The organism is Streptomyces radicis (assembly GCF_003626575.1).
Lineage (GTDB): Bacteria > Actinomycetota > Actinomycetes > Streptomycetales > Streptomycetaceae > Streptomyces > Streptomyces radicis.
In genome coordinates this window covers 19,284-44,485 of the sequence record NZ_RBDY01000013.1, presented here as the reverse complement: position 1 = coordinate 44,485, position 25,202 = coordinate 19,284, and the positions used below count along the sequence as shown (strand labels likewise).

Here is a 25,202-nt window from a genome sequence, read left to right as displayed (position 1 = left end):
CGGCACCCGCGACGACGGGTCCACCGACGTTGCCAACAGCCCATAGAAGACCCCGTGAGATCTCCGAAGGGGGAGGTCGGATCGTGACGACCGTCAGCTCCAAGGTTGCCATCAAGCCGCTCGAGGACCGCATTGTGGTCCAGCCGCTCGACGCCGAGCAGACCACGGCCTCGGGCCTGGTCATTCCGGACACCGCCAAGGAGAAGCCCCAGGAGGGCACCGTCCTTGCCGTGGGCCCGGGCCGTTTCGAGGACGGCAACCGCCTGCCGCTCGACGTCAAGGTCGGCGACATCGTGCTGTACAGCAAGTACGGCGGCACCGAGGTGAAGTACAACAACGAGGACTACCTCGTCCTCTCGGCCCGCGACGTGCTCGCGATCATCGAGAAGTAAGACCGCGTACGGCACCGACGCTTTTCCCGCCGCGCCCCGTCACCCGCGACTGAGCTGAGAAGACAGCCGGGGCCGGGGCGTGGCGTTCTTTCCGAAGATCATTAAGGGACACCCACACCCATGGCGAAGATCCTGAAATTCGACGAGGACGCCCGCCGCGCCCTCGAACGCGGCGTCAACCAGCTCGCCGACGCCGTCAAGGTCACCATCGGTCCCCGTGGCCGGAACGTCGTCATCGACAAGAAGTTCGGCGCCCCCACCATCACCAACGACGGCGTGACGATCGCCCGCGAGGTGGAGGCCGAGGACCCGTACGAGAACCTGGGCGCGCAGCTGGTCAAGGAGGTGGCGACCAAGACCAACGACATCGCGGGCGACGGCACCACCACCGCCACCGTCCTGGCCCAGGCGCTGGTCCGCGAGGGCCTGCGCAACGTGGTCGCGGGCGCCTCGCCTTCCGGGCTCAAGCGGGGCATCGACGCCGCCGTCGAGGCGGTCGCCGAGGACCTGCGCGCCAGCGCGCGGCCGATCGACTCCAAGGAGGACATCGCCGCGGTCGCCGCCCTGTCCGCCCAGGACAAGCAGGTCGGCGAGCTCATCGCCGAGGCGATGGACAAGGTCGGCAAGGACGGTGTGATCACCGTCGAGGAGTCCCAGACCTTCGGTCTCGAGCTGGACTTCACCGAGGGCATGGCGTTCGACAAGGGCTACCTGTCGCACTACATGGTCACCGACCAGGAGCGCATGGAGGCCGTCCTCGACGACCCCTACATCCTGATCCACCAGGGCAAGATCTCCTCCATCCAGGACCTGCTGCCGCTCCTGGAGAAGATCATGCAGTCCGGCGGCTCGCGCCCGCTGCTGCTGATCGCCGAGGATGTGGAGGGCGAGGCGCTCTCCACCCTCGTCGTCAACAAGATCCGCGGCACGTTCAACTCCGTGGCCGTCAAGGCCCCCGGGTTCGGCGACCGCCGCAAGGCGATGCTCGGCGACATGGCCACCCTCACCGGCGGCACCGTGATCTCCGAGGAGGTCGGCCTCAAGCTCGACCAGGTGGGCCTCGAGGTGCTCGGCACCGCGCGCCGCGTCACCATCACCAAGGACGACACCACCATCGTCGACGGCGCGGGCAAGTCGGCCGACATCGAGGCCAGGGTCGGCCAGATCCGCGCCGAGATCGACGCCACCGACTCCGACTGGGACCGCGAGAAGCTCCAGGAGCGCCTCGCCAAGCTGGCCGGTGGCGTGTGCGTCATCCGCGTCGGCGCGGCCACCGAGGTCGAGCTCAAGGAGAAGAAGCACCGCCTCGAGGACGCCATCTCGGCCACCCGCGCGGCGGTCGAGGAGGGCATCGTCCCCGGCGGCGGCGCCTCGCTCGTCCACTCCGCCAAGGTGCTCGACGGCGGCCTCGGCAAGACCGGCGACGAGGCCACCGGCGTGGCGATCGTCCGCCGCGCCGCCGTCGAGCCGCTGCGCTGGATCGCGGAGAACGCCGGCCTCGAGGGCTATGTGATCACCTCGAAGGTCGCCGAGCTCGACAAGGGCCAGGGCTACAACGCCGCCACCGGCGTCTACGGCGACCTGGTCAAGGACGGCGTGATCGACCCGGTGAAGGTGACGCGTTCCGCGCTCCAGAACGCCGCCTCCATCGCCTCCCTCCTGCTCACCACCGAGACGCTGGTGGTCGAGAAGAAGGAAGAGGAGCCTGAGGCCGCCGCGGGCCACGGCCACGGCCACGCGCACTGATCGGGCGAACGCTCGGACGGACCGCCCGCGGGCCCCGTTCCGCCGCCGAACTCACCGGTGGAGGGGCGGGGCCCGCGCGCGTTCAGCGGCCGCGCTTGGGCCCGTTGCGGCGCCCGACGCGTGAGGAGAGGCTGGCCAGCGAGTTGCGTGGGGCCAGGCGTGAAGTGCCCGTGATCATCTTGTACCGCGGGTCGGGGACCGACACGAACTTGCCGCGGTCCAGGTCCTTGAGCCCCGCGTCCACCACGCGGTCGGCCTCGAGCCACATCCAGCCGGGAAGCGACTCCATGTCCATCGAGGCCCTCTGATGGAACTCGGTCCGCACGAAGCCGGGGCACAGCGCCATCAGCCGCACCCCGCTCCCCGCCAGGTCGCGCGCCGCTCCCGCGGTGAACTGCACGACCCACGACTTGGACGCGCTGTAGGTGCCACGGGGGAAGAACGCCGCCACCGATGACACGTTGATCACGGCCCCGCCGCGCTCCTTCATCGGCTCGACGGCCGCCGAGGTCAGCCGCAGCACCGCCTCGCAGTGCACCTTCAGCATCCGCAGCTCGTCGGCGAGCGGAACGTCGAGGAAGGCGCCCTTGAGGCCGAACCCGGCGTTGTTCACCAGGAGATCGACCCGGTGCTCGGGGTCGGACAGCCGCTTCTCGACCGCGCCGATGCCCTCGTCGGTGGACAGGTCGGCAGGGAGGACGCTCGCCTCGATCCCGTGCCGGTCGTGCAACTCGGCGGCCTGCCGCCTGAGTCTGTCGGCGTCGCGCGCGACGAGCACGAGGTCGTGCCGGTCGCGGGCCAGCCGGCGGGCGAAGGCGGCGCCGATGCCCGCCGTCGCTCCCGTCACCAATGCAGTTGTCATATCACGACGGTACTCGGAGTCAGCGGGCGCCCGCCTGTGGGTGCGCGTTCACCAGGTCGCGGCGCGCGCGGCCGAGCAGCTCCTCGCGCTCGTCCTCGGTCAGCCCGCCCCAGACGCCGTACGGCTCACGGACGGAGAGCGCGTGCTTGGCGCACTCGGTACGCACCGGGCAGCGCATGCACACTTCCTTCGCCGCCTCTTCGCGAGCGCTGCGCGCCGCCCCGCGCTCTCCCTCGGGATGGAAGAACAACGAGCTGTCCACGCCCCGGCAGGCGGCGAGCAACTGCCAGTCCCACAGGTCGGCGTTGGGGCCCGGAAGGCGGGAGAAATCTGCCATGACAGTGTCCCATCGTCATCGAGGCTCAGGAATGTAGATGTAAATATGACTACCAGCCGAATATGGTCATAGACACCCCGAGATGGCCAATAAGGTCTAAATAGGTCAAAAACGGATGTTCGGCGTGTTTGTCCGGGGCGACCCCCACGTGACCGAGCGGTCACGTACAGTGCTGCTGCTGTGAGGTTGGAGGCCGTAACTCTTTCGGGTGACCGTCGTTGAGAGGGCGGAGGCGGTTGACACGGCTGTCAATCGCACAGATGACGACACACACGACTGTGCCTGGAGGCTCAAGGTGATGCGCATCAGCTGCGGAGGGCGACCATGACTTCCGTCCTTGTCTGCGACGACTCCCCGCTCGCCCGGGAGGCGCTCCGCCGCGCGGTCGCGACCGTGCCCGGCGTTGAGCGGGTCACGACGGCCGCCAACGGCGAGGAGGTCCTGCGCCGCTGGGGTGCCGACCGTTCCGACCTGATTCTGATGGACGTCCGAATGCCCGGGCTCGGGGGTGTGGAAACCGTTCGGCGCCTTCTTTCCGCCGACCCCGGCGCGCGCATCATCATGCTCACCGTCGCCGAGGACCTCGACGGCGTCGCGCTCGCCGTCGCCGCGGGCGCGCGGGGCTACCTCCACAAGGACGCCTCGCGCGCGGAGCTGCGCGCCACCGTCACCCAGGCGCTCGCCGACCCGACGTGGCGGCTCGCGCCACGCCGCCTGCGGTCATCGGACATGGGCGCGGCGCCGACGCTCACCGCCCGGGAGATCCAGGTGCTCGAGGGGATGAGCCACGGCCGGTCGAACGCCGAGATCGGCCGCGAGCTCTTCCTCTCCGAGGACACGGTCAAGACGCACGCGCGCCGGCTGTTCAAGAAGCTGGGCGCCTCCGACCGCGCGCACGCCGTCGCGCTGGGATTCCGCTGGGGACTCGTCCGCTGATCCGGCCCGACCGCACCGGACGGGGAGTGCGGTCGGCCGCTGTCGCCCCGTCCGGTGAGGAGAGCTCGACCAAAAGCCGCGCGGGTGACGCATCCTTGGAAGCATGACGCTCCTTGGGGACGAGTCGGCCAGGCGTGAGGGGAGGGCTCTGGACATGTCGTTCGGCGCTCCCGCACGCAACGCTCCCGGCGCACATAACGCTTCGGTGCACAACTCCGTCGGCGGTGGTCCGGACCCAGCGGCGACAGTGCACCATGGACCGATGCGCGATGACGAGACAGCGGGGATCGGCGCCCTCGTCCATCGTGCCGCCGCGGGGGACCCCCAGGCCACCCACGACCTGCTCGCCCATGTGCACCCGCTCGCCCTGCGCTACTGCCGCGTCCGGCTCGCGCGGCTGCCGGGGGAGGCCAGGCACTTCGTGGACGACCTCGCTCAGGAGGTGTGCCTCGCCGTCCTGTGCGCGCTGCCGCGCTACCAGGACACGGGCCGCCCGTTCGACGCGTTCGTCGTGGCCATCGCCGCGCACAAGGTCGCCGATCTCCAGCGGGCCGCGCTGCGCCACCCCGGCAGCACGGTGGTGCCGTCCGACGAGATGCCCGAGCGGCCCGACGACTCCCTCGGGCCCGAGGAGCGGGCGCTGCTGAGCAGCGACGCCGAGTGGGCGAGGAAGCTGCTCGCCAATCTGCCCGACCACCTGCGGGAGCTGGTGCTGCTGCGCGTCGCGGTGGGGCTGACCGCCGAGGAGACCGGGCAGAAGCTCGGGATGTCGCCGGGGGCCGTCCGCGTGGCGCAGCATCGCGCGCTCACCAGGCTGCGGGCGCTCGCGGGGCGTTGAGGGCCCGGGTCCCTGGCGTGGGACGGCCGGTCGAGGGGCACCCGGACGGAGCCGTAGCATGGACAGCCATGCGGGTTGCGTGGGAAAGGCTGTCATGACTGATTACGCGGGTGAGGTGCCGGAGAAGTTCGCGGCGCTCGGGCTGACCTTCGACGATGTGCTGCTGCTGCCCGGCCCCGCGGACATGGCGCCGGGCGACATCGACACGTCGTCGCGGCTCTCGCGCAACGTCCGGGTGAACGTTCCGCTGATCTCCGCGGCCATGGACAAGGTCACCGAGGCACGGATGGCCATCGCCATGGCGCGGCAGGGCGGGGCGGGCGTGCTCCACCGCAATCTGTCGATCGAGGACCAGGCGGCCCAGGTCGACCGCGTCAAGCGGTCCGAGTCCGGCATGGTCACCGACCCGATCACCATCCGCCCCGACGCCACGCTGCGGGACGCCGACGAGCTGTGCGCGCGGTTCCGCATCAGCGGCGTGCCGGTCACGGACGCGGCGGGGCGGCTGCTGGGGATCGTCACCAACCGGGACATGGCCTTCGAGCCCGACCGCGGCCGCCAGGTGCGCGAGGTCATGACGCCGATGCCGCTGGTCACCGGGCGGGTCGGGATCTCGGGCGACGACGCGATGGAGCTGCTGCGGCGGCACAAGATCGAGAAGCTTCCGCTCGTGGACGGCGAGGGCAGGCTCAGCGGCCTGATCACCGTCAAGGACTTCGTGAAGGCCGAGAAGTACCCCAGGGCCGCCAAGGACGCCGAGGGGCGGCTGATCGTCGGTGCGGCGGTCGGCGTGGCCGGGGACGCCTACGACCGGGCCGAGGCGCTCATCGAGGCGGGCGTCGACTTCCTCGTGGTGGACACCGCGCACGGCCACTCGCGGCTGGTGCCCGACATGGCCGCCAAGATCAAGTCGAACCACACGGTGGACGTCGTCGCCGGGAACGTCGCGACGCGCGACGGCGCGCGGGCGCTCGTGGACGCGGGCGTGGACGGCATCAAGGTGGGCGTGGGCCCGGGGTCGATCTGCACGACGCGCGTGGTCGCCGGGATCGGCGTCCCGCAGGTCACGGCCATCCACGAGGCGTCGCTCGCGGCGCGCGACGCGGGCATCCCCGTGATCGGCGACGGCGGCCTCCAGTACAGCGGCGACATCGCCAAGGCGCTGGTCGCGGGGGCCGACACGGTCATGCTCGGCAGCCTGCTCGCGGGGTGCGAGGAGTCGCCGGGCGAGCTGCTGTTCATCAACGGCAAGCAGTTCAAGTCGTATCGCGGGATGGGCTCGTTGGCGGCGATGCAGTCGCGGGGCGAGCAGCGTTCGTACTCCAAGGACCGGTACTTCCAGGAGGAGGTCGGCGAGGACGACAAGCTGATCCCCGAGGGCGTCGAGGGCCAGGTGCCCTACCGCGGGCCGCTCGCGTCCGTGGTGCACCAGCTGATCGGCGGGCTGCACCAGTCGATGTACTACCTCGGCGGGCGCACCGTGCCCGAGATCAAGGAGCGGGGCAGGTTCGTCCGCATCACCGCGGCCGGGCTGAAGGAGAGCCACCCGCACGACATCCAGATGACGACGGAAGCCCCGAACTACTCGCGGCGCTGAGCAACGTCCAAGGAAGGGGTTCCTCGTGACCGAGATCGAGATCGGCCGTGGCAAGCGGGGGCGGCGGGCCTACGCGTTCGACGACATCGCCGTGGTGCCCAGCAGGCGTACCCGCGACCCCAAGGAGGTCTCGATCGCCTGGCAGATCGACGCCTACCGTTTCGAGCTGCCGTTCCTCGCGGCGCCGATGGACTCGGTGGTCTCGCCCGCGACGGCCATCAGGATCGGCGAGCTCGGCGGCCTGGGGGTGCTCAACCTCGAGGGCCTGTGGACCCGTTACGAGGATCCGCGGCCGCTGCTCGACGAGATCACCGGGCTCGACGAGGCCACGGCGAACGGGCGCCTCCAGGAGATCTACGCCGCGCCCATCAAGGAGGAGCTGATCTTCCGGCGGCTGCGGGAGGTCAGGGACGCGGGCGTGGTGACGGCGGCGGCGCTCTCGCCGCAGCGGACGGCGCAGTTCTCGAAGGTCGTGCTCGACGCGGGCGTCGACCTCTTCGTGATCCGCGGCACGACCGTGTCGGCCGAGCATGTGTCGGGGGCGGCCGAGCCGCTGAACCTCAAGCAGTTCATCTACGAGCTCGACGTGCCCGTGATCGTCGGCGGCTGCGCGACGTACACGGCGGCGTTGCACCTGATGCGCACGGGGGCGGCGGGCGTGCTCGTCGGCTTCGGCGGGGGCGCGGCGCACACGACGCGGAATGTCCTGGGTATCCAGGTGCCGATGGCCACGGCCGTGGCGGATGTCGCGGCGGCGCGGCGGGACTACATGGACGAGTCCGGCGGGCGTTATGTGCACGTCATCGCGGACGGTGGCGTGGGGTGGTCGGGCGACCTGCCCAAGGCGGTGGCCTGCGGCGCGGACGCCGTGATGATGGGGTCGCCGCTCGCGCGCGCGACGGACGCGCCGGGGCGCGGGCACCACTGGGGCATGGAGGCCGTGCACGAGGACGTGCCGCGCGGCAAGAAGGTGCACCTCGGGACCGTGGGCACGACGGAGGAGATCCTGACGGGGCCCTCGCACATCCCGGACGGCTCGATGAACTTCTTCGGGGCGCTGCGCCGCGCGATGGCGACGACGGGGTACTCGGAGCTGAAGGAGTTCCAGCGCGTCGAGGTGACGGTGGCGCGCTCGCGCTGAACGCTGGGCGCTGTGCCTTCGGGGTTGTCCGCTGCCCGCCCGTCCTTTGCCGCGCCTTCGGCGCGGGGGGTGCTTCGCGCTTCGCGCGGGGGGTGCCTTCGGCGGGTGGTGCTCTGCGCTCCGCGCGGGGGTGCGTCTGCGGCGGAGGTGGTTGGTGTGTGTGGGTGTCTGCCCGCCTGCGTTTCCTCGCGCCTTCGGCGCGGGCGGTGCTTGGCGCTTCGCGCGGGGGTGCGCCTTCGGCGGGGCGGTGCGCCTGCGGCGCGGGCGGAGCTTCGCGCTTCGCGCGGGGCGGTGCCCTGCGGGGGTGCGCCTGCGGCAGGGGAGCGCTCGGTGTGTGGCAACGGGGGCTGTGATGCGGGGTGTTGTGGGTGCGGGGGTCCGCGCTTCGCGCGGGGCGGTGTCCTGCGGGGGGTGGTCGCTCTGTGTGCGGGGTGACGGGTGTTGTGGACGTCCGGCGGCGGGGTGCCGCCTTCGGGGCGGTGTTCGCGGGGGCGCCCGCGGGGGCGGGCCTGCGGTGCGTGGCGTTTCGCGGGGGTGGCCCGCGGCAGGCGATTCACCGGCGCCAGGGGCCCGTGATGGACAGCAGGATGCCGGGGTCCTGGATGGCCGCGTACAGGGTGGTGCCGTCCGGTGAGAAGGTCACCCCGGCGAACTCCCCGTAGGAGGGCCGCTCGGGCGTGCCGAGGTTGAGCTCGTTGCGCGCGAGGGGGAACGTGCGCCCCTCCTCGTCCGCGACGAACAGCTGCTGGTGGCCCTCGCCGTCCTCCGCGACGACCAGGCCGCCGTGCGGGGAGACGGTGATGTTGTCGGGGCCGTCGGTGCGGCCAGGGGCGAGCGGGTCGGCGCCCGTGCCGAGCAGCACCTTCAGCGTGAACGTGTGCCGCCCCGGGTCGTAGAGCCACACCTGTCCGTCGTGCGGGGCGCCGGGGCTCTCGTCGCGGGCGTACGACGAGACGACATACGCGCCCTCGTCGCACCACCACATGCCCTCGAGCTTGCGGCCCCTGGTGACCCGGCCCTCGTCGAACTGCTCGCGGATCGGCGTGGAACGGGCGTCGCGGTCGGGAACGTCGACCCAGGTGACGTCGTAGACGGTGCCGGTCCCGGTGGCGCGGCTCAGGTCGTCGACGAAGCGGCCTTCGGCGTCGGTGCAGCGGAACGCCTGGAGCGTTCCCGCGTCGTCGGGCAGCCCGCGCAGCGCGCCAGGGCCGTGGACGAAGCCGCGGGGCGGGGTCCAGCGGTAGAACAGGCCGTTGGGCCCGCTCGCGTCCTCGGTCAGGTAGAGGTGGCCCGCGGTCGGGTCGACGACGGCGGCCTCGTGCTCGAAGCGGCCCAGGGCCTTGATCGGGCGGGGGTCGCGGCCCGCCGCCGCGTTGAGGGGGTCCACCTCGAAGACATAGCCGTGGTCGGCCGTCATGCCGTTCTCGCCCGCGCGGTCGGCCGTTTCCTCGCACGTGAGCCAGGTGCCCCAGGGGGTGGTGCCGCCCGCGCAGTTGGTCGAGGTGCCCGCGATGCCGACCCACTCGGTGACGGGGCCGCCGTCGGGCGGGATCTCGACGACGGTGCAGCCGCCCGAGGCCGCCGGGTCGTAGACCAGGCCATCGGCCAGGGGGACGGGGTGGCGCCAGTTCGAACGGGGGCCGTCCAGCTCGTGGTTGCCCACCAGCAGGACGGAGCCCCCTGGGCCCTCGAACGCGCCCGCGCCGTCGTGGTGGGAGGGGGTGGGCTCGCCCGTGGTGAGCGTGGTGTGCCCGGCCCGGGTGAGCACCCGGTAGGCGAAGCCCTCGGGGAGGGAGATCAGGCCCTCCGGGTCGGCCAGCAGGGGGCCATAGCCGGGGGCGCGCACGCCCGCGTGCTCACAGGCCAACGCGCCGGGGGCGCTCGCCAGTACGCCCACGCTGCCCAGCAGGGCGACGCCGGAGCGGCCGACGAAGGAGCGGCGGGAGATCGGTCGAGGGGGGTTCATGGGCCCTGCACCGTAGGCGAAGGGTCTGGGGCCTCACAACCGGTGGGCGGCCCCCGCGGGGGTCGCGCCCCGGGTGTCGAGCAGCAGGGGGGCCTTGGCGGCGAGGCCCTGGAGGTCATAGGTGGCGTGCGGCTGGAGGAGCAGCGTGAGGTCGGCGTCGGCGGCGGCCTCGTAGAGCGCGACGGCGCGTGGGATCGGGTGGCCCGCGACGCGCCACCGCGCCACCAGCGGGTCGTGGTAGGTGAGTTGGGCTCCCAGGGCCATCAGCCGCGTGGCGATCTCATGGGCCGGGGTGGCCTCCTCGTCGGGCAGGTCGGGCACGTCGGGCGTGTGGGTGACGCCGAGCAGGAGGACGCGGGCGCCGCGCGCGGACTTGCCGTGCTCGTTGAGCAGAGCGGCGGCGCGTTCGGTGACGTAACGCGGCATGCGCTCGTTGACCTCGCGCGCGAGGCCCACGAGCCGCAGTCGCCCGCCGGGGTCCATCGGCGCGGCGTGGCCGCCGACGCCGGGCCCCGGGCGGAACGGGGCGGGGCCGTGGGGGCGGGTCTCCGCGCAGCGGACCACGTCCCACAGGTCGATGCCCACATCGTGGCAGAGCACGGCCATCTCGTTGACGAGCGCGGTGTTGACGTGCCGGAAGTTGGTCTCGAGGACCTTGACGGCCTCGGCCTCGGCCACGCCCTTCGCGCGCACCACCTTGTCGGTGAGGCGGCCGTAGAACGCGGCGGCGGCCTCGGTGCAGGCGGGGGTGAGGCCGCCGATGACGCGGGGGGCGCTGCCGGGGGCGCGCCCGCCGGGGTCGCCGCGCCCCGGAGCGCAGGCGAGATGGAAGTCGCGCCCGGCGCGCAGCCCGGAGCCGCGTTCGAGGAGGGGGCGCACGACGTCGTGGGTGGTGCCGGGGTGGACGGCGGACTCCACCACGACCAGGGTGCGCGGGCGCAGGTGCGCGGCGAGTGCCTCGGTGACGGCGCGCAGGGCGCCCAGGTCCGGCGCGCGCCCGGCGCCCGGGGGCGTGGGGGCGCAGATGAGCGCCGTGCGGACCCGGCCGAGCACCGCCGGGTCGCTGGTGGCGCGGAAGCCGGTGGCCAGCATGCGGCGCAACTCGGCGGCGGAGAGCGCGCCACCGGCGGGGGCGCGACCCGCGTTCAGCCACGTGGCGGTGGCGTGCTCGGGGGTGAAGCCGACGGTGGCGACTCCGGCGGCGGTGGCGGCCTGGGCGGCGGGCAGTCCCAGCTGCTCAAGGCCGAGAACCGCGAGATCGGCGGGCATACGCGGCACGGCTCCCTTCTGCCCGGTCTGTCTGCTTAGGGGCATATATGACAGATGTAGCCGATTGACCGCCGGGGTGGATCGATGGCGCGCCAAAGCGGCGGAAATGGGGGAGCATCGTTAGCGGGACATGACCCGAACGAGCAGGCGAGCGAGCGAGTGACACCCACACTGGCGGAGCGGCCGATGAGGAGGCAGGCGTGAGGACAGTCGCACTGGGGCCCGAACAGCGGACCGAGGCACTGGCCGGGATGTCGGAGCGCGAGCTCGACGTGCTCGTGATCGGAGGAGGCATCGTCGGGGCGGGCACCGCCCTCGACGCGGTGACCAGAGGGCTGTCCACGGGGCTTCTCGAGGCGCGGGACTGGGCCTCGGGCACCTCGAGCAGGTCGAGCAAGCTCATCCACGGCGGGCTGCGTTACCTGGAGATGCTGGACTTCGGGCTGGTCCGCGAGGCGCTCAAGGAGCGCGGCCTGCTGCTCGACCGCATCGCCCCGCACCTGGTGCGGCCCGTGCCGTTCCTCTATCCGCTCAAGCACCGTGCGTGGGAGCGCGTCTACGCGGGCACTGGCGTCGCGATGTACGACCTGATGGCGCGTTCGTCGGGCCGCACCGGCGGGCTGCCCCACCACCGGCACCTCTCGCGCCGCGGCGCGCTGCGGGTCGCGCCGGCGCTGAAGAAGGACGCGCTGGTCGGGGCGTTGCAGTACTACGACGCCCAGATGGACGACGCGCGCTACGTCGCCACGCTGGTGCGCACCGCGGCGGGCTTCGGGGCGCACGTGGCCAACCGCGCGCGGGTGACGGAGTTTCTGCGCGAGGGGGAGCGCGTCGTGGGCGTGCGGGTGCGGGACCTGGAGGAGAACGGCACGTACGAGGTGCGGGCCAAGCAGGTCGTCAACGCCACCGGGGTGTGGACCGACGACACCCAGGCGATGATCGCGGAGCGGGGGCAGTTCCATGTGCGCGCGTCCAAGGGCATCCACCTGGTGGTGCCCAAGGACCGCATCCACTCGGCGACCGGGCTGATCCTGCGCACCGAGACGAGCGTGCTGTTCGTCATCCCGTGGGGCAGGCACTGGATCATCGGCACGACGGACACCGCGTGGGACCTCGACAAGGCGCACCCCGCGGCATCGAGCGCCGACATCGACTACCTGCTCGACCACATCAACGCCGTGCTCGCCGTTCCGCTGACCCGCGACGACGTCGAGGGCGTCTACGCCGGGCTGCGCCCGCTGCTCGCCGGGGAGTCGGACGCCACGAGCAAGCTGTCGCGCGAGCACACGGTGGCGCACCCCGTGCCGGGGCTCGTGGTCGTCGCGGGCGGCAAGTACACGACCTACCGCGTCATGGCGAAGGACGCGGTCGACGCGGCCGTGCACGGCCTCGACCAGCGCGTCGCGGCGTGCTGCACCGAGGAGGTGCGCCTCGCGGGCGCCGAGGGCTTCCACGCGCTGTGGAACGCCAGGGCCAGGCTCGCCACGCGCGTCGGGCTGCACGAGGCGCGGGTCGAGCATCTGCTGCGGCGGTACGGCTCGTTGACGGAGGAGCTGCTCGACCTGATCGCCGGTGACCCCAGGCTCGGCGAGCCGCTGCCCGCGGCCGACGACTACCTCAAGGCCGAGATCGTGTACGCCTGTTCGCACGAGGGCGCCCGGCACCTCGAGGACGTGCTCACGCGCAGGACGCGGATCTCGATCGAGACGTTCGACCGCGGGACGCGCAGCGCGCACGAGTGCGCCGAGCTGATGGGCGGGGTGCTCGGCTGGACGCCCGACCAGGTTGAACGCGAGGTGGAGCACTACAGGAAGCGGGTCGAGGCCGAGCGCGAGTCACAGCTCCAGCCGGACGACCAGACGGCGGACGCGGCCAGGTTGGGGGCGCCCGACACCGTGCCGCTGTGAGGCAACGGTGAGCGGCCCGAGGCCGCGGTGGTGATGCCGTAGCGATGGCGTGATGCGCCCGGTCACCCCGGTGTCGGCGGAATGGGTGACAATGGCCGGGGAAGCCGGAGGGGACGCATGGGCCAAGACAACGGGGACACCGAGGCGCGGAACGCCCCGAAGAACGAGGCGCGCGAGGCGCCGGACGCGGGTGCCGGGGCCGAGGCGGGCGACGCGGGCGCGCGCGATGAGCCGCGCGCCGATCCGCGCATCGAGCCGCGCGGCGACGCGTCGCGCGACGCTTCGGCGCGCGCCGGGGGCGCGGAGGCTGACGAGGTGTCGGACGGGGCGTCGGACGAGGTGTCGGACGGGGCCGTCGCCGCGGACGCGCCGGATGACGACGCGTCCCCTGAGACGACGGTGGCGGTGGAGCGGTCAAGTGCCCGCCTGCTCAACGGGCGTTACCGCCTCGGCGCCGTCGTGGGCCGTGGCGGCATGGGCACCGTCTGGCACGCCACCGACGAGATCCTGGGCCGCGAGGTCGCGGTGAAGGAGCTGCGGCTGCCGCCCGGCGTCGACGACGGCGAGCGCAAGCGCATGATCACGCGCACCCTGCGCGAGGCGAAGGCGATCGCCAAGATCCGCAGCAGGGGCGTCGTCACCATCTACGACGTGGTGGACGAGGGCTCGCGGCCGTGGATCGTGATGGAGCTGATCGAGGGGCGCTCGCTCGCCGACATCGTGCGCCGCGACGGGCCGATGCCGCCCGCGCGCGCCGCCGCGATCGGCCTCGCCGTCCTCGACGTGCTGCGCGCCGCGCACACCGGCGGCATCCTGCACCGCGACGTCAAGCCGTCGAACGTTCTCATCGCCGACGAGGACGGGCGCGTCGTCCTCACCGACTTCGGCATCGCCAAGGTCGAGGGCGACCCGTCGATCACCTCCACCGGCATGCTCGTCGGCGCGCCCTCCTACATCTCGCCCGAGCGCGCCAGGGGCCAGCAGCCGGGCCCGCCCGCCGATCTGTGGTCCCTCGGCGCGCTGTTGTTCTGCTGCGTCGAGGGCCGCCCGCCCTACGACGAGGGTGGCGCGATCGCCACGCTGGCCGCCGTCATGCACGACCCGGTGCCCGCGCCGCGCCGGGCGGGCCCGTTGACCGCCGTGGTGACCGGGCTGCTCAAGAAGGACCCGGCCGCGCGGCTCGACGAGCCGGAGACCAGACGGCTGCTCACGGCCGCGCTGGCCGAGGCGGAGAGCGCGGAGAAGGCCGAGAAAGCCGAGAAGGCCGAGAGGGAGAAGGCCGCGGACGCGGGGAAGACCCTGGTGGTCGGCCTCGCCGAGCGGCCGGGCAAGGGGAAGGGGTCGGCTGCCGACCCGGCCCCGACGCCCGCGCCCACCCCGGCGGTCCCGGTGGCGGCCCCGGCCTCCGACGCCCCGACCCCGGAGCCGGGCGACGGCTCGTCGAGCACGACCACGACGTACCGCGCGCGCCTCGCCGCGGGGCGTCGGCGCACCTTGGTCATCGCGGCCGTCGTGGTCGCGGTCCTCGCGCTGATCGGCGCCGCCCTGGCCGCGACGCTCGGCGGCGACGACGACGGCGAGACCGGCGGCCAAGGGACCACGGAGGAGCCCGCCAGCCCCCCGGCCGACGACGAGGAGAACGCCGAGAACGGTCCGGCGCAGGAGGACCCCCCGGCCGACGACTCCGGCGACGCAGGGGACGCGGGGGACCCGGGGGAGTCGGCCGACGAGGATCCGTCGGCCGACGAGGGCGGGCCGCCAGGCACCGAGCCCGAGGCCGACCCCGACGCCTCGCTCCCCGGCACCCCCGCCGGGTACGACGAGGTCGTCGACGCCGACTTCAACTTCCGGATGTCACTGCCGCAGGGCTGGCAGCGCGTCGACATAGCCGGCCAGAACTCCGGGGGCATCTACAGCGCCCCCGACCGCCAAGGCCCCAAGGTGCAGGTCGACTTCAACAGCAACCCCCAGGACGACGCCGAGGCCTCGTGGCGCGCCCTCGAGCCCGCCGTCCGCGGGAACAGCAACGACTACGAGCGCCTCTCGATCGAGACCGTCGAGTGGCGGGACTATCCCACCGTCGCCGACTGGGAGTTCCTGCGCACCGAAGGGGGTACGGGTGTCCACGTACTGAACAGAGGTTTCCGAATAGACGACAGTCACGGCTACGCGATCATGATCACCTGCCCCGAGGACGAGTGGAACGGCGACGCGTGCCGCACGTTGCGCGAGACGGCCTTCGCGACGTTCCAGCCCTTGGACTGAGCATTATCAGCAGTTGACGGACCGTAGCCGCGGGGTAGCCCAGGCGCGTATGGTGAGAGGCCGGATCCGGCGCGGGGGGCTCGCACGCGGTGGGGAGGCATCGTGGAAAGTTATGCGGGACGGCTTCTGGCAGATCGTTATCGGCTCCCGAGGACTCCCTCGGACGAGTTCGAGCTCATCGAGTCACGGGCCTTTGACACCGCAAGTGGCCAGGAAGTCCTGGTGCGGCAGGTGCCGTTGCCCGAGGTCGTCGAGGCGGAGACGCTCGACGAGGTCGGCAGGGCCCGTCCGGCGGTGGTGCGGGGTGGGAGCGAGCGGGCGACCCGTCAGCCCGACGACCCGGTGGTGCGGCGCGCCGTCGAGGCCGCCGCGGCGGCGGCAAGGCTGCCCGACCACCCGAGGCTCGACCAGGTCTTCGACGTCTTCGTGCAGGGCGACGGGCTCTGGATCGTCAGCGAATTAGTGCCCGCGAGGCCGCTGGCCGCGATGCTGGCGGAGGAGCGGCTCGGCCCGTTCCGCGCGGCCGAGGTGGCCGCCGACGTGCTGGCCGCGCTGCGCATCGTGCACGCGCAGGGCTGGACCCACCGCAACGTCACGGCGCGCACCGTGCTGATCTGCGAGGACGGCCGCGCGGTGCTGACCGGGCTGGCCGCGGGCGCGGCCGAGGAGGTGCTGTGCGGGTACGACCCGCTGCCCTCGGACGTGCCCGACACGTTCGCGGCGGGGCCGCGCGCCCCGCAGCAGCAGGCGCCGCCGCCTCAGGCGCCGCCGCAGGGCGGCCCGTTGCCGCCCCACATGCCGCCGCAGTCCGAGGCGTTGCAACGCCCGCAGCCCGGGCCCGCGCAGGGTCCGCCGCTGCCGCCCGGCGCCGAGACACCGGGGCAGCTGGCGGCGCGCGTGCGCGAGCAGGGCGGGCTGCCGCCGGGGTTCCAGCCGCGCGAGCCCGTCCAGGGACCTTCGCGGGGCGAGCCGTGGGGGACGGAGCCCGCGGCGCCTTCGGGTCCTTCCGGGGCTTCGGGTGCGGGGCCGCGGGGTGGGCCGGTGCCGGACGCGTACCGCCGTTGGGACACCGGGGCCGTTCCCCGGGTGGAGGACGGGGGCCAGGAGCCGCCGCCGCACCCAGGGGGCGACGGCACGAGCGGCTTTGTCGCGCGCATGCGGCAGCAGGGCGGCGGGTCGGGGCCCGAGACGGGTGAACGGCTGCCCGCCTCCTGGGACTTCGAGGGCGGCGCCGCGCCCGAGCGCGGGGCGCGCCCGCCCACGGCGGCCGAGCGGGCCGCGCGCAGCGGCGCGATCGCGGCGTACCGGGCGGGCACCCAGGCCGGTGCGGCGCAGCGCGCGGGCACCGGGCCGACCGAGCTGCCGGGCGCCGGGCGGCCTACGCATCCGGTGCGGACGGGCTGGGAGCCCACGCCCCGTCAGGCGCCGCCTCCGCAGCGTCAGCCGCAGCAGCCCCAGGCGGGGCCGCCCGCGCAGCCGCCGTCGACCGTGTCCATCCAGGTCCCGGCGGGGGCGCCCGCGCCGTCGACGGTGTCCGTTCCCATGCCGGGGGCGGGCGGGGACGACCGTTACCGGGGCCCCGACAGCGCCAGGGCCGCCGAGCGCGCGCGCCAGGCGCGCATCGCCACCGTGGGCGCCGTCACCGAGCGCTGGGCGCCTGAGCAGGCGGGCCCGGTGTACGCGAACTGGCGGCTCGCGCCGCCCGTCGGCCCCCCGGCCGACTTCTGGGCGCTCGGCGCGCTGCTGTTCCGCGCGGTCCAGGGCTATCCGCCCTACCCCGAGGAGTCGGCGGCCGAGCTGACGCAGGCGGTGTGCGCGGAGCAGCCCGCGTTCGCCGAGGACTGCGGGGCGCTGCGGCCCATCATCGAGTCGCTGCTGCGGCAGGACCCGACCGAGCGGCTGAGCGCCGAGGAGTTGCGGGGCTGGCTGCGCTCGCTGCTGCGCAGCGCGCCCGAGCCCGAGGTGGGGCGGCGCACGGTCACCGCGCCCCCCGCCCTTGAGCCGGGCCGCCCGGCCGACCCTCGGCGGCTGCCGATCGTGCGCCGTCGGGGCGAGTTGGTCGGCCCGCGCCGGCGCCCGCGCCAGCGCGGGGAGCACAGCCCGCGCCGTCTTGGGCGCGCGCTGCTGACGCTCGTGCTGCTGGGGATGGCCGGGGCGATCGCGTATGTGATGGCGTTCATGACCGACAACGAACGGACCGACGAAGGGGGTTCGGCGCCGCCTGGGCCCGAGTCGCAGGAGCCCGCGGGGCGCGAGTCGCCTCCGGCGGAGGAGCGCGAGCCGTCGCCCTCGGCCGATCCGACGGAGGGCGCGACGGATCCGTCGCCCGCCGAGGAGGACTCCGAGCCCGCGCCGCCACCCGCCGGTTTCATGGAGACCCAGGACGCGGAGGGCTTCTCGGCGACGGTCCCCGAGGGCTGGGAGCGCCAGGGGCCGAACGGCGACGGGCAGATCGTCTACTCGGGCGAGGGCCTGCGGCTGCTGTTCGTGCCGGGCCGCGACAGCGCGGCGGAGGTCGCGGCCGAGCCCACGGACTACCAGCTGAGCGACCAGCGCGAGCTCGACCCGTACCGGGCGTACCAGTACCGCAGCTCCACGGGCCTGTACGAGGACTACGAGGACGGCATCTCGTGGGCGCAGGGCATCTTCGACTGGCGCGACGACGGCGGCGAACGGACCGCGTTCAACCGGGCGTTGCTGATCGACGGCCTGTATCACGTGGTGTATGTCGAGGGGCCCGCGGAGCAGCGTGAGCGGCTCGACGAGATTTATACGGCGGCGGCGGAGAGCTACCGGCCGTAGCCGGGGGGCCGGGCGGCCACGGAGGGTCCGGTGGTTCCTGCCGTCGGCCGTGGTGCCTCGTTGAGCGCCCGGCGGCTACTGGCTGGACGTCCTCCCGTTCGCCGTCCGCCGACCTCCACTTTCGTGGTGGGTGCGGGTAAGAGCTGGCACCTACGGGGGAGGGGGCGTCGGGTGACCGGCCGCCTCGGTAAACGGTAGCTCTCGTCGCTGGCCGGGACCGTTCGCCGAACGGGCGCAGCCGCGACCGTACTTGGCGGCCGTTTTCCCGGTGGTCGGTTGCGGTGGCGCGCACCCTTCGGGCCTGCCCTGGCCGCCCGAAGCGTTTTCATTCCTGATGTCCGACGAGCTGATGTAGCAGGCCGTCTCGGCAGTGCGGCGCTTATGTGGTGCTTATGCCGGGTCGGGGTCTCTTTTCACACGAGGCACGTTTTGTTCAACACAAAGTGTGCGCCGTTTCAGAAGAGGCCCCGACCCCGCGTAAGTGGCAGATAAGCACCGGGCCCGCTACATAAGCTCAACGTGCGCGCGGTGAACGACGAGAGCGGCGGCCAGGGCAGGCCCGAAGGGTGCGCGCCACCCCGGCCGACCACGCGGAAGTCGGCCACCCGCAAAGCGGTATCCGCCTGCGCCCGTTTGGCGAACGGTCGCAACCCACAACGACACCGACCGGTGACAGAGACGGCCGCACACCCGACGCCCCCCCTCCCGTAGGTGCCATCGGTAACCCGCACCCACCACGAAAGAAGCGGTCGGCCGACGGCGAACGGGAGGACGTCCAGCCCGTAGCCGCCCCCGCCAAGCCCGCGCAGCGAACACCTTCTTACCGACGGGTAGGCAAGGGTCGCGGGCGGCCCTACCCTCCCCGTATGACGACTGAGTTGGCGACCGAGGGGCCGGTGCCCGACGCGGTGGTGGCCGGTCTCGTCGACGGCGTGGTGGGCGGCGGGACGATCGTGTGCCACACGCCGCTCACCGGGGGCGTGCTGGCGGAGCTGCCGGGGCTTGTCGGCGACGAGATCGACGTCGTCTTCGCCCGCGCCCGCGCCGCACGCGCGGCGTGGGAGGCGTGGGGCGTCCGGCGCAGGTGCCGGGTCGTGCTGCGCTTCCACGATCTGCTGCTGCGTCGCCAGGACGAGGTGCTCGACCTGGTGCAGCTGGAGACCGGCAAGGCGCGGCTGCACGCGCACGAGGAGGTGCAGGGCGTGGCCATCGCGGCCCGCCACTACGCCAGGCAGGGCCCGGCCCATCTGCGGCCGCGGCGGCACCTGGGGGCCGTTCCCGCGCTGACCCGGGTCACCGAGCTGCGCCATCCGCGCGGCGTCGTCGGGCAGATCGCCCCCTGGAACTACCCGCTCGAGCTCTCCGCGGGCGACGCCCTGCCCGCCCTGATCGCGGGCAACGCCGTCGTCACCAAGCCCGACACCGAGACCGCGCTGACCGCCCTGTGGGCGCGGCGCCTGATGATCGAGGCCGGGCTGCCCGCCGACGTGTGGCAGATCGTGCTGGGCGAAGGGCCCGTGGTCGGCCCTCAGGTGGTGCGGCGGGCTGACTATGTGACGTTCACGGGCTCGACCCGCACCGGGCGCGAGGTGGCGCGGATCGCGGGGGAGCGGCTGATCGGGGCCAGCCTCGAACTGGGCGGCAAGAACGCCCTGTTGGTCCTTGACGACGCCGACGTGGAACGGGCCGCCGCGGGGGCCGTGCGCGCGTGCTTCTCCTCCGCGGGCCAGCTGTGTGTGTCGGCCGAGCGGATCTACGCGCACGAGGCGGTCGCCGACGCGTTCCTCGCCGCGTTCACCGCGCGCACCGAGGCCATGCGGCTCGGCGCCCCGCTCGCCTACGGCACCGACATGGGCTCGCTCTGCTCCGCCGCCCGCCTCGCCGCCGTCGCGGGGCACGTGGACGACGCCGTGGCGCGCGGCGCTCGCGTCGTGACCGGCGGGCGCGCCCGCCCCGACCTCGGCCCGTACTTCTACGAGCCCACGATCCTCACCGGCGTCACCCCCGACATGGCCGTCGGTGCCGAGGAGACGTTCGGCCCCGTCGTCGCGTTCCACCGCGTCGCCGACGACGACGAGGCCGTCGAACGCGCCAACGACACGGCGTACGGCCTCAACGCCAGCGTCTGGTCCCGCTCCCCGCGCCGCGCCGCGGCCGTCGCCGCCCGCCTCCGCGCCGGGACGGTCAACGTCAACGAGGGCTACGCCGCCGCCTACGGCAGCGTCAGGGCGCCCATGGGCGGCATGGGCGACTCGGGCGTGGGGCGCAGGCACGGCGCCGAGGGGATCCTCAGGTTCACCGAGTCGCAGACCGTCGCCCGCCAGCGGCTGCTGCCGCTCGGCCCTTCGCTCGGCATGGACGACCGGCGGTACGCGGCGCTCATGACCCGCTCGCTGCGGGCGTTCAAGGCGCTGAGGATCCGGTAGATGGGCGGCGCGGCGTACGACTACGACGTGGTGGTCGTCGGCTCGGGGTTCGGCGGCGCCGTGGCCGCGCTGCGGCTGACCGAGAAGGGCTACCGGGTCGCCGTCCTGGAGGCGGGCCGCCGCTTCGCCAGGGACGAACTCCCCCGCAGCTCATGGGCGTTGCGCGACTACCTCTGGGCGCCCCGGCTCGGCCTCTTCGGGATCCAGCGCATCCATGTCCTGGGGAATGTCATGATCCTGGCGGGCGCCGGGGTGGGCGGCGGCTCCCTCAACTACGCGGGCACCCTCTATGTCCCGCCCGCCGCGTTCTTCGAGGACCGCCAGTGGGGCGGCATCACCGACTGGCGGCGCGAGCTGGCGCCGTACTACGACCAGGCCAGGCGCATGCTCGGCGTCCGCGTCAACCCCACCGACACCCCGTCCGACCGCCATCTGCGCGCCGCGGCGGAACGGCTGGGCGTGGGCGAGACGTTCCACCACGCCCCGGTCGGCGTCTTCTTCGGCGACGGCCTGGACGCCGGAGGAACGGCCCCCGCCGTGGCGCCCGGCGCCGAGGTGCCCGACCCGTACTTCGGCGGCGCGGGCCCGTCGCGCCGTGCCTGCCTCCAGTGCGGCGAGTGCATGACCGGCTGCCGCCACGGCGCGAAGAACACCCTCGGCGAGAACTATCTCCACCTCGCCGAACGCGCGGGCGCGGAGATCCACCCGCTCACCACCGTCACGGCCCTCGCGCCCCTCGAGGGCGACGACGGATACGCCGTCACCACCCGGCGCACGGACGCGCGCTCCCGCGCGCAACGCGTTCTGCGCGCCCACCGGGTCGTCCTGGCCGCCGGGACCTATGGCACCCAGACGCTGCTGCACCGGATGCGCGTCACCGGCGCCCTGCCCCACCTGTCCGACCGGCTCGGCACCCTGACCCGCACCAACTCCGAGGCGCTCGTGGGCGCCCGCACCACCCCCCGTCGCTACCGCGCGCGGCACGGCGCCGACGCGGACCTCGACTTCACCAGGGGCGTGGCCATCACGTCCTCGATCCACCCCGACGAGCACACCCACATCGAGCCGGTCCGCTACGGCCGCGGCTCCAACGCGATGGGCTTTCTTTCGATCCAGCAGTTCCCGGTGGACGGGCGGCTGCCCGCGCCCCTGGCGTACGCCGCGACCGCGGCCCGCCACCCGCTGCTCTTCCTGATGTCGCTCTCCCACCGCCGCTGGTCCGAACGCACCATCATCGCCCTGGTGATGCAGACCCACGACAACTCCCTGACCACGCGCCTGCGTCGGCGCCGCCCAGGCCGTGGCCTGCTGACCGCGCGTCAGGGCCATGGCGCGCCCAACCCCCGCCACATCCCCGAGGGGGCGAAGGCGGCAAGGGCGATCGCCGATGACATCGGCGGCTTCGCAGGGACCAACGTGGGCGAGCTGCTCGGCACGCCGCTGACCGCGCACTTCCTCGGCGGCTGCCCCATCGGCGCCGACCCCGCGCACGGCGTGGTCGACCCGTACCACCGGCTGTGGGGCCACCCCGGCATCTCGGTCGTGGACGGCTCGGCCGTCTCGGCCAACCTGGGCGTCAACCCGTCCCTGACCATCACCGCCCAGGCGGAACGCGCCATGGCGCTGTGGCCCAACGCGGGTGCGCCCGACCCCCGTCCGCCGCAGGGCGCCGCCTACCGCCCGCTCGCGCCCGTCGCGCCGCGCGCCCCCGCGGTGCCTCGATCGGCGTTCGGCGCGCTGCGCACCACCGTGGTGCTGTCGGTGCCCAAGGTGCCGGAGGGGTCTCAGGGGCCCTTGGGGCAGGTGGGACGTGAGAGGGGCGAAGGGGCCCATCCCCCGGGGGAATAGGAACGGGCCCCTTCGGTCTGTGCGGGCGCCCTCGGACCCGATGGGGCGTCCTTCATCGGGGAGTCCGCGGCCACCGCGGGCGCGGTCGGGGCCGCGATCCGGGGTGACACTTGCTAGGACCGCCGCGCGGGGCAAAGGGTTGTGCTCGAAAGGATTACGGAAGAGACACGGGGCACCCACACGGGCGGGGCCCCGGCCGTGCTGGCCGGGGCCCCGCTTCAGCACGGGCGACAGGGCGGCGCCGGTGCTGGGCGCGGCGCCCGGGGGCAGGCGCCGCCGCCGTTGGTCGGACCATTGGAGGGGGTATGCCGTGGTCCGCCAACTGGTCTGAAGGTGTCCCTCCGCATCGTGCGCGACGGGCAGGAGTACCGCAAGAGCCGGTACCCGGGCCCCGGGCGGCCGGTCCCCGGCGTCCCGAGGACCGGCCGCCCTCAGGACGTGACCGGCCTGCTGTCCCCTGCTGCCCGGCCACCGCACCGGAGCGAGGTCCCACGGCGCCCGGCCCCCGCCACACCGCGAGGACCGGGGCACCTCATCGCCCCGGGGACACCCCCTTCAACGAAGCCCGGCGGCGACCGGTCACGCTCCGGACGGGTGACGCCCGTCAACGGGTGGGCGCGCGGCTCAGGCGCGTCCCCTGGAGAGCTCGAGCAGCGTCATCGCGAGCTGGGTGCCGGGCCTGCCGAGCGCCTCGCGGTAGCGGCCGAGGATCTCCATCTCGCGGGCCAGCTGGATCCGGCGCCCACCGGACGCGAGCCGGGCCCGTTGAATCCGATCGGAAACGGTCATCCGTTCCCTGATCAACGCGATGATCCGGTCGTCGAGCGCGTCGATCCGTTCACGGCCCTCGGCGACGGGATCGTCCGCGGTCTCGCTCGTCGTGTGCGTCATGGAGATCTCCTCGATCTGATGTCCTGATGGACCGATGGGAGCCCCGGTGTCCGTCCGCCGCCGCCCGGTACGACAAACGCCCCAGGCCGCCGCTCTGGGCCTGGGGCGCGAAGGATGTCGCTGGTCAACGCGGTGCGCGACGCTCCGTCCGGCAGCCGGCCAGGCCGGTGCCATAGGTAAAGGAGCGGAGGCGCGCCACACGGATCACGCGGCGAGTATGCCACCGGCCGACGGCCCTGACCAGCCGGTACCGGTGGAGGAGGAGTGGAGGAGGAATCGTTCCGCCTCGGCCGTCGGTAGACTCGCGGGAGGCGAGGGGACGCGCGTGGGGGACGCGCTGGGAAGGCGAGAAAGGCAGCTCATTTCGTGGCAGACGTGGCAGACGCGGCAGCGGAAGACCAGGCGCGGGGGGACACCGACACGGTCCTCGTCGTCGACTTCGGCGCCCAGTACGCGCAGTTGATCGCCCGCCGGGTGCGCGAGGCCCGGGTGTACAGCGAGATCGTTCCCTCCACCACGCCCGTGGCCGAGATCCTGGCCAGGAGACCACGGGCCGTGATCCTCTCCGGCGGGCCCGCGTCCGTCTACGCGGAGAACGCCCCCGGCATCGACCCCGCCCTGTTCGACGCGGGCGTGCCCGTCTTCGGCATGTGCTACGGCTTCCAGCTGATGGCCCAGGCCCTCGGCGGCACCGTGGACAACTCGGGGGCCCGCGAGTACGGCCGCACGGTGCTGAGCGTGAGCGTGCCCGACTCGACGCTGTTCGAGGGGACCCCCGCCGAGCAGCAGGTGTGGATGTCGCACGGCGACGCGTGCTCGGCCGCGCCCGAGGGGTTCACGGTGACGGCCTCGACCGACACCGTTCCCGTCGCGGCGTTCGAGGACGACGGGCGGCGGCTCTACGGCGTGCAGCACCACCCCGAGGTCCTGCACTCCACCTATGGCCAGCAGGTGCTCGAGCACTTCCTCCACCGAGGCGCCGGGATCACGCCCTCATGGACCACGGGATCGATCGTGGCCGAGCAGGTCGAGGAGATCCGCGCCAGGGTCGGGAGCAGGCGCGCCATCTGCGCGCTGTCGGGCGGCGTGGACTCCGCGGTGGCGGCCGCGCTCGTCCAGCGGGCCATCGGCGACCAGCTGACGTGCGTCTACGTGGACCACGGGCTGATGCGGCAGGGCGAGAGTGAGCAGGTCGAGAAGGACTTCGTGGCCGCGACGGGCGTGCGGCTGCGCGTGGTCGACGCGGCCGACCGCTTCCTCGACGCGCTCGCCGGGGTGTCGGACCCCGAGCGGAAGCGGAAGATCATCGGCCGCGAGTTCATCCGGGTCTTCGAACAGGCCCAGGCCGAGCTGGTCGCGGAGGCGGGCGAGGCGGGGGAGGATGTCGCGTTCCTCGTCCAGGGCACGCTCTACCCCGATGTCGTCGAGTCGGGCGGCGGCACGGGGACGGCCAGCATCAAGTCGCACCACAACGTCGGCGGGCTGCCCGACGACCTGGAGTTCGAGCTGATCGAGCCGCTGCGCAAGCTGTTCAAGGACGAGGTGCGCATGGTCGGGCGGGAGCTCGGGCTGCCCGAGGAGATCGTGCACCGCCAGCCGTTCCCCGGGCCCGGGCTCGGCATCCGCATCGTCGGCGAGGTGACCCGCGAGCGCCTCGACCTGCTGCGCGCGGCCGACGCGATCGTGCGCGAGGAGCTCACGGGCGCGGGCCTCGACCGGCAGATCTGGCAGTGCCCCGTGGTGCTGCTCGCCGATGTGCGCAGCGTCGGCGTCCAGGGCGACGGCCGCACCTACGGCCACCCCGTGGTGCTGCGGCCCGTGACGTCCGAGGACGCGATGACGGCCGACTGGTCGAGGCTGCCCTACGACCTGCTGGCGAGGATCTCCACCCGGATCACCAACGAGGTCCGCGACATCAACCGGGTCACGCTCGACATCACCAGCAAGCCGCCGGGCACCATCGAGTGGGAGTGAGCCCG

The 25,202-nt window shown here is 73.3% G+C and carries 17 protein-coding genes; 12 read left to right on the top strand and 5 right to left on the bottom strand.

Going from position 1 to position 25,202, the window contains the following annotated elements:
* Positions 1-83 precede the first annotated feature (83 nt).
* Both groES and groL read left to right on the top strand, forming a co-directional pair.
* Positions 84-392, top strand: a complete 309-nt coding sequence (groES, locus tag D7318_RS18155) for a co-chaperone GroES (RefSeq protein WP_113686677.1) — start codon at positions 84-86, stop codon at positions 390-392.
* Positions 393-512: 120 nt separating this feature from the next.
* On the top strand, positions 513-2,138 hold the full coding sequence (gene groL / locus D7318_RS18150) for a chaperonin GroEL (protein ID WP_120698177.1): 1,626 nt from the start codon (positions 513-515) through the stop codon (positions 2,136-2,138).
* 82 nt (positions 2,139-2,220) lie between these two features.
* On the opposite strand, the gene D7318_RS18145 is transcribed toward groL, so the two are convergent.
* Positions 2,221-3,000 (bottom strand): SDR family NAD(P)-dependent oxidoreductase, encoded by a 780-nt coding sequence (locus D7318_RS18145; RefSeq protein ID WP_120698176.1) that lies wholly within the window; start codon positions 2,998-3,000, stop codon positions 2,221-2,223.
* A 19-nt stretch (positions 3,001-3,019) separates the two neighbouring features.
* Positions 3,020-3,337, bottom strand: a complete 318-nt coding sequence (locus D7318_RS18140; RefSeq protein ID WP_120698175.1) for a WhiB family transcriptional regulator — start codon at positions 3,335-3,337, stop codon at positions 3,020-3,022.
* A gap of 324 nt (positions 3,338-3,661) precedes the next feature.
* On the opposite strand from D7318_RS18140, the gene D7318_RS18135 reads away from it, so the two are divergent.
* The 4 genes from D7318_RS18135 (at position 3,662) to D7318_RS18120 (ending at position 7,849) form a co-directional block, all read left to right on the top strand.
* Complete coding sequence (locus D7318_RS18135; RefSeq protein ID WP_019431595.1) at positions 3,662-4,273, top strand: response regulator transcription factor; 612 nt, start codon at positions 3,662-3,664, stop codon at positions 4,271-4,273.
* 262 nt (positions 4,274-4,535) lie between these two features.
* The gene (gene shbA / locus D7318_RS18130; protein WP_329604583.1) at positions 4,536-5,111 is read left to right on the top strand and encodes an RNA polymerase sigma factor ShbA; all 576 of its coding nucleotides are present in this window, start codon (positions 4,536-4,538) and stop codon (positions 5,109-5,111) included.
* Positions 5,112-5,205: 94 nt separating this feature from the next.
* Positions 5,206-6,708: an IMP dehydrogenase gene (gene guaB / locus D7318_RS18125; RefSeq protein WP_120698173.1), complete on the top strand. Its 1,503-nt coding sequence runs from the start codon at positions 5,206-5,208 to the stop codon at positions 6,706-6,708.
* Positions 6,709-6,733: 25 nt separating this feature from the next.
* Entirely contained in the window at positions 6,734-7,849 is a 1,116-nt protein-coding gene (locus tag D7318_RS18120; protein WP_120698172.1) for a GuaB3 family IMP dehydrogenase-related protein, read from the top strand.
* 553 nt (positions 7,850-8,402) lie between these two features.
* Here D7318_RS18120 and D7318_RS18115 read toward each other — a convergent pair.
* Complete coding sequence (locus D7318_RS18115; RefSeq protein WP_120698171.1) at positions 8,403-9,815, bottom strand: alkaline phosphatase PhoX; 1,413 nt, start codon at positions 9,813-9,815, stop codon at positions 8,403-8,405.
* A 33-nt stretch (positions 9,816-9,848) separates the two neighbouring features.
* Positions 9,849-11,084 carry a nucleotide sugar dehydrogenase gene (locus D7318_RS18110; RefSeq protein ID WP_120698170.1) on the bottom strand — a complete coding sequence of 412 codons (1,236 nt, stop codon included), beginning with the start codon at positions 11,082-11,084 and terminating at the stop codon, positions 9,849-9,851.
* Between the two features lie 200 nt (positions 11,085-11,284).
* Between D7318_RS18110 and D7318_RS18105 the strand changes: the two genes are divergently transcribed.
* The 5 genes from D7318_RS18105 (at position 11,285) to D7318_RS18085 (ending at position 22,332) form a co-directional block, all read left to right on the top strand.
* Positions 11,285-12,991, top strand: coding sequence for a glycerol-3-phosphate dehydrogenase/oxidase (locus tag D7318_RS18105; RefSeq protein ID WP_120698169.1), 1,707 nt, complete (start codon positions 11,285-11,287; stop codon positions 12,989-12,991).
* A gap of 117 nt (positions 12,992-13,108) precedes the next feature.
* Positions 13,109-15,256, top strand: a complete 2,148-nt coding sequence (locus D7318_RS18100) for a serine/threonine-protein kinase (RefSeq protein WP_120698168.1) — start codon at positions 13,109-13,111, stop codon at positions 15,254-15,256.
* A 222-nt stretch (positions 15,257-15,478) separates the two neighbouring features.
* Positions 15,479-18,058 (top strand): protein kinase family protein, encoded by a 2,580-nt coding sequence (locus D7318_RS18095; RefSeq protein WP_230423859.1) that lies wholly within the window; start codon positions 15,479-15,481, stop codon positions 18,056-18,058.
* Positions 18,059-18,924: 866 nt separating this feature from the next.
* Complete coding sequence (locus tag D7318_RS18090; protein WP_120698166.1) at positions 18,925-20,484, top strand: succinic semialdehyde dehydrogenase; 1,560 nt, start codon at positions 18,925-18,927, stop codon at positions 20,482-20,484.
* Complete coding sequence (locus tag D7318_RS18085) at positions 20,485-22,332, top strand: FAD-dependent oxidoreductase (RefSeq protein ID WP_120698165.1); 1,848 nt, start codon at positions 20,485-20,487, stop codon at positions 22,330-22,332.
* Positions 22,333-22,956: 624 nt separating this feature from the next.
* On the opposite strand, the gene D7318_RS34600 is transcribed toward D7318_RS18085, so the two are convergent.
* A complete protein-coding gene (locus D7318_RS34600) occupies positions 22,957-23,397 on the bottom strand; it encodes a chorismate mutase (RefSeq protein WP_120698164.1) in 441 nt (146 codons plus the stop codon).
* Between the two features lie 201 nt (positions 23,398-23,598).
* Here D7318_RS34600 and guaA point away from each other — a divergent pair, with 201 nt between their 5' ends.
* On the top strand, positions 23,599-25,197 hold the full coding sequence (gene guaA, locus D7318_RS18075; protein ID WP_120698163.1) for a glutamine-hydrolyzing GMP synthase: 1,599 nt from the start codon (positions 23,599-23,601) through the stop codon (positions 25,195-25,197).
* The last annotated feature ends 5 nt before the right edge of the window (positions 25,198-25,202 follow it).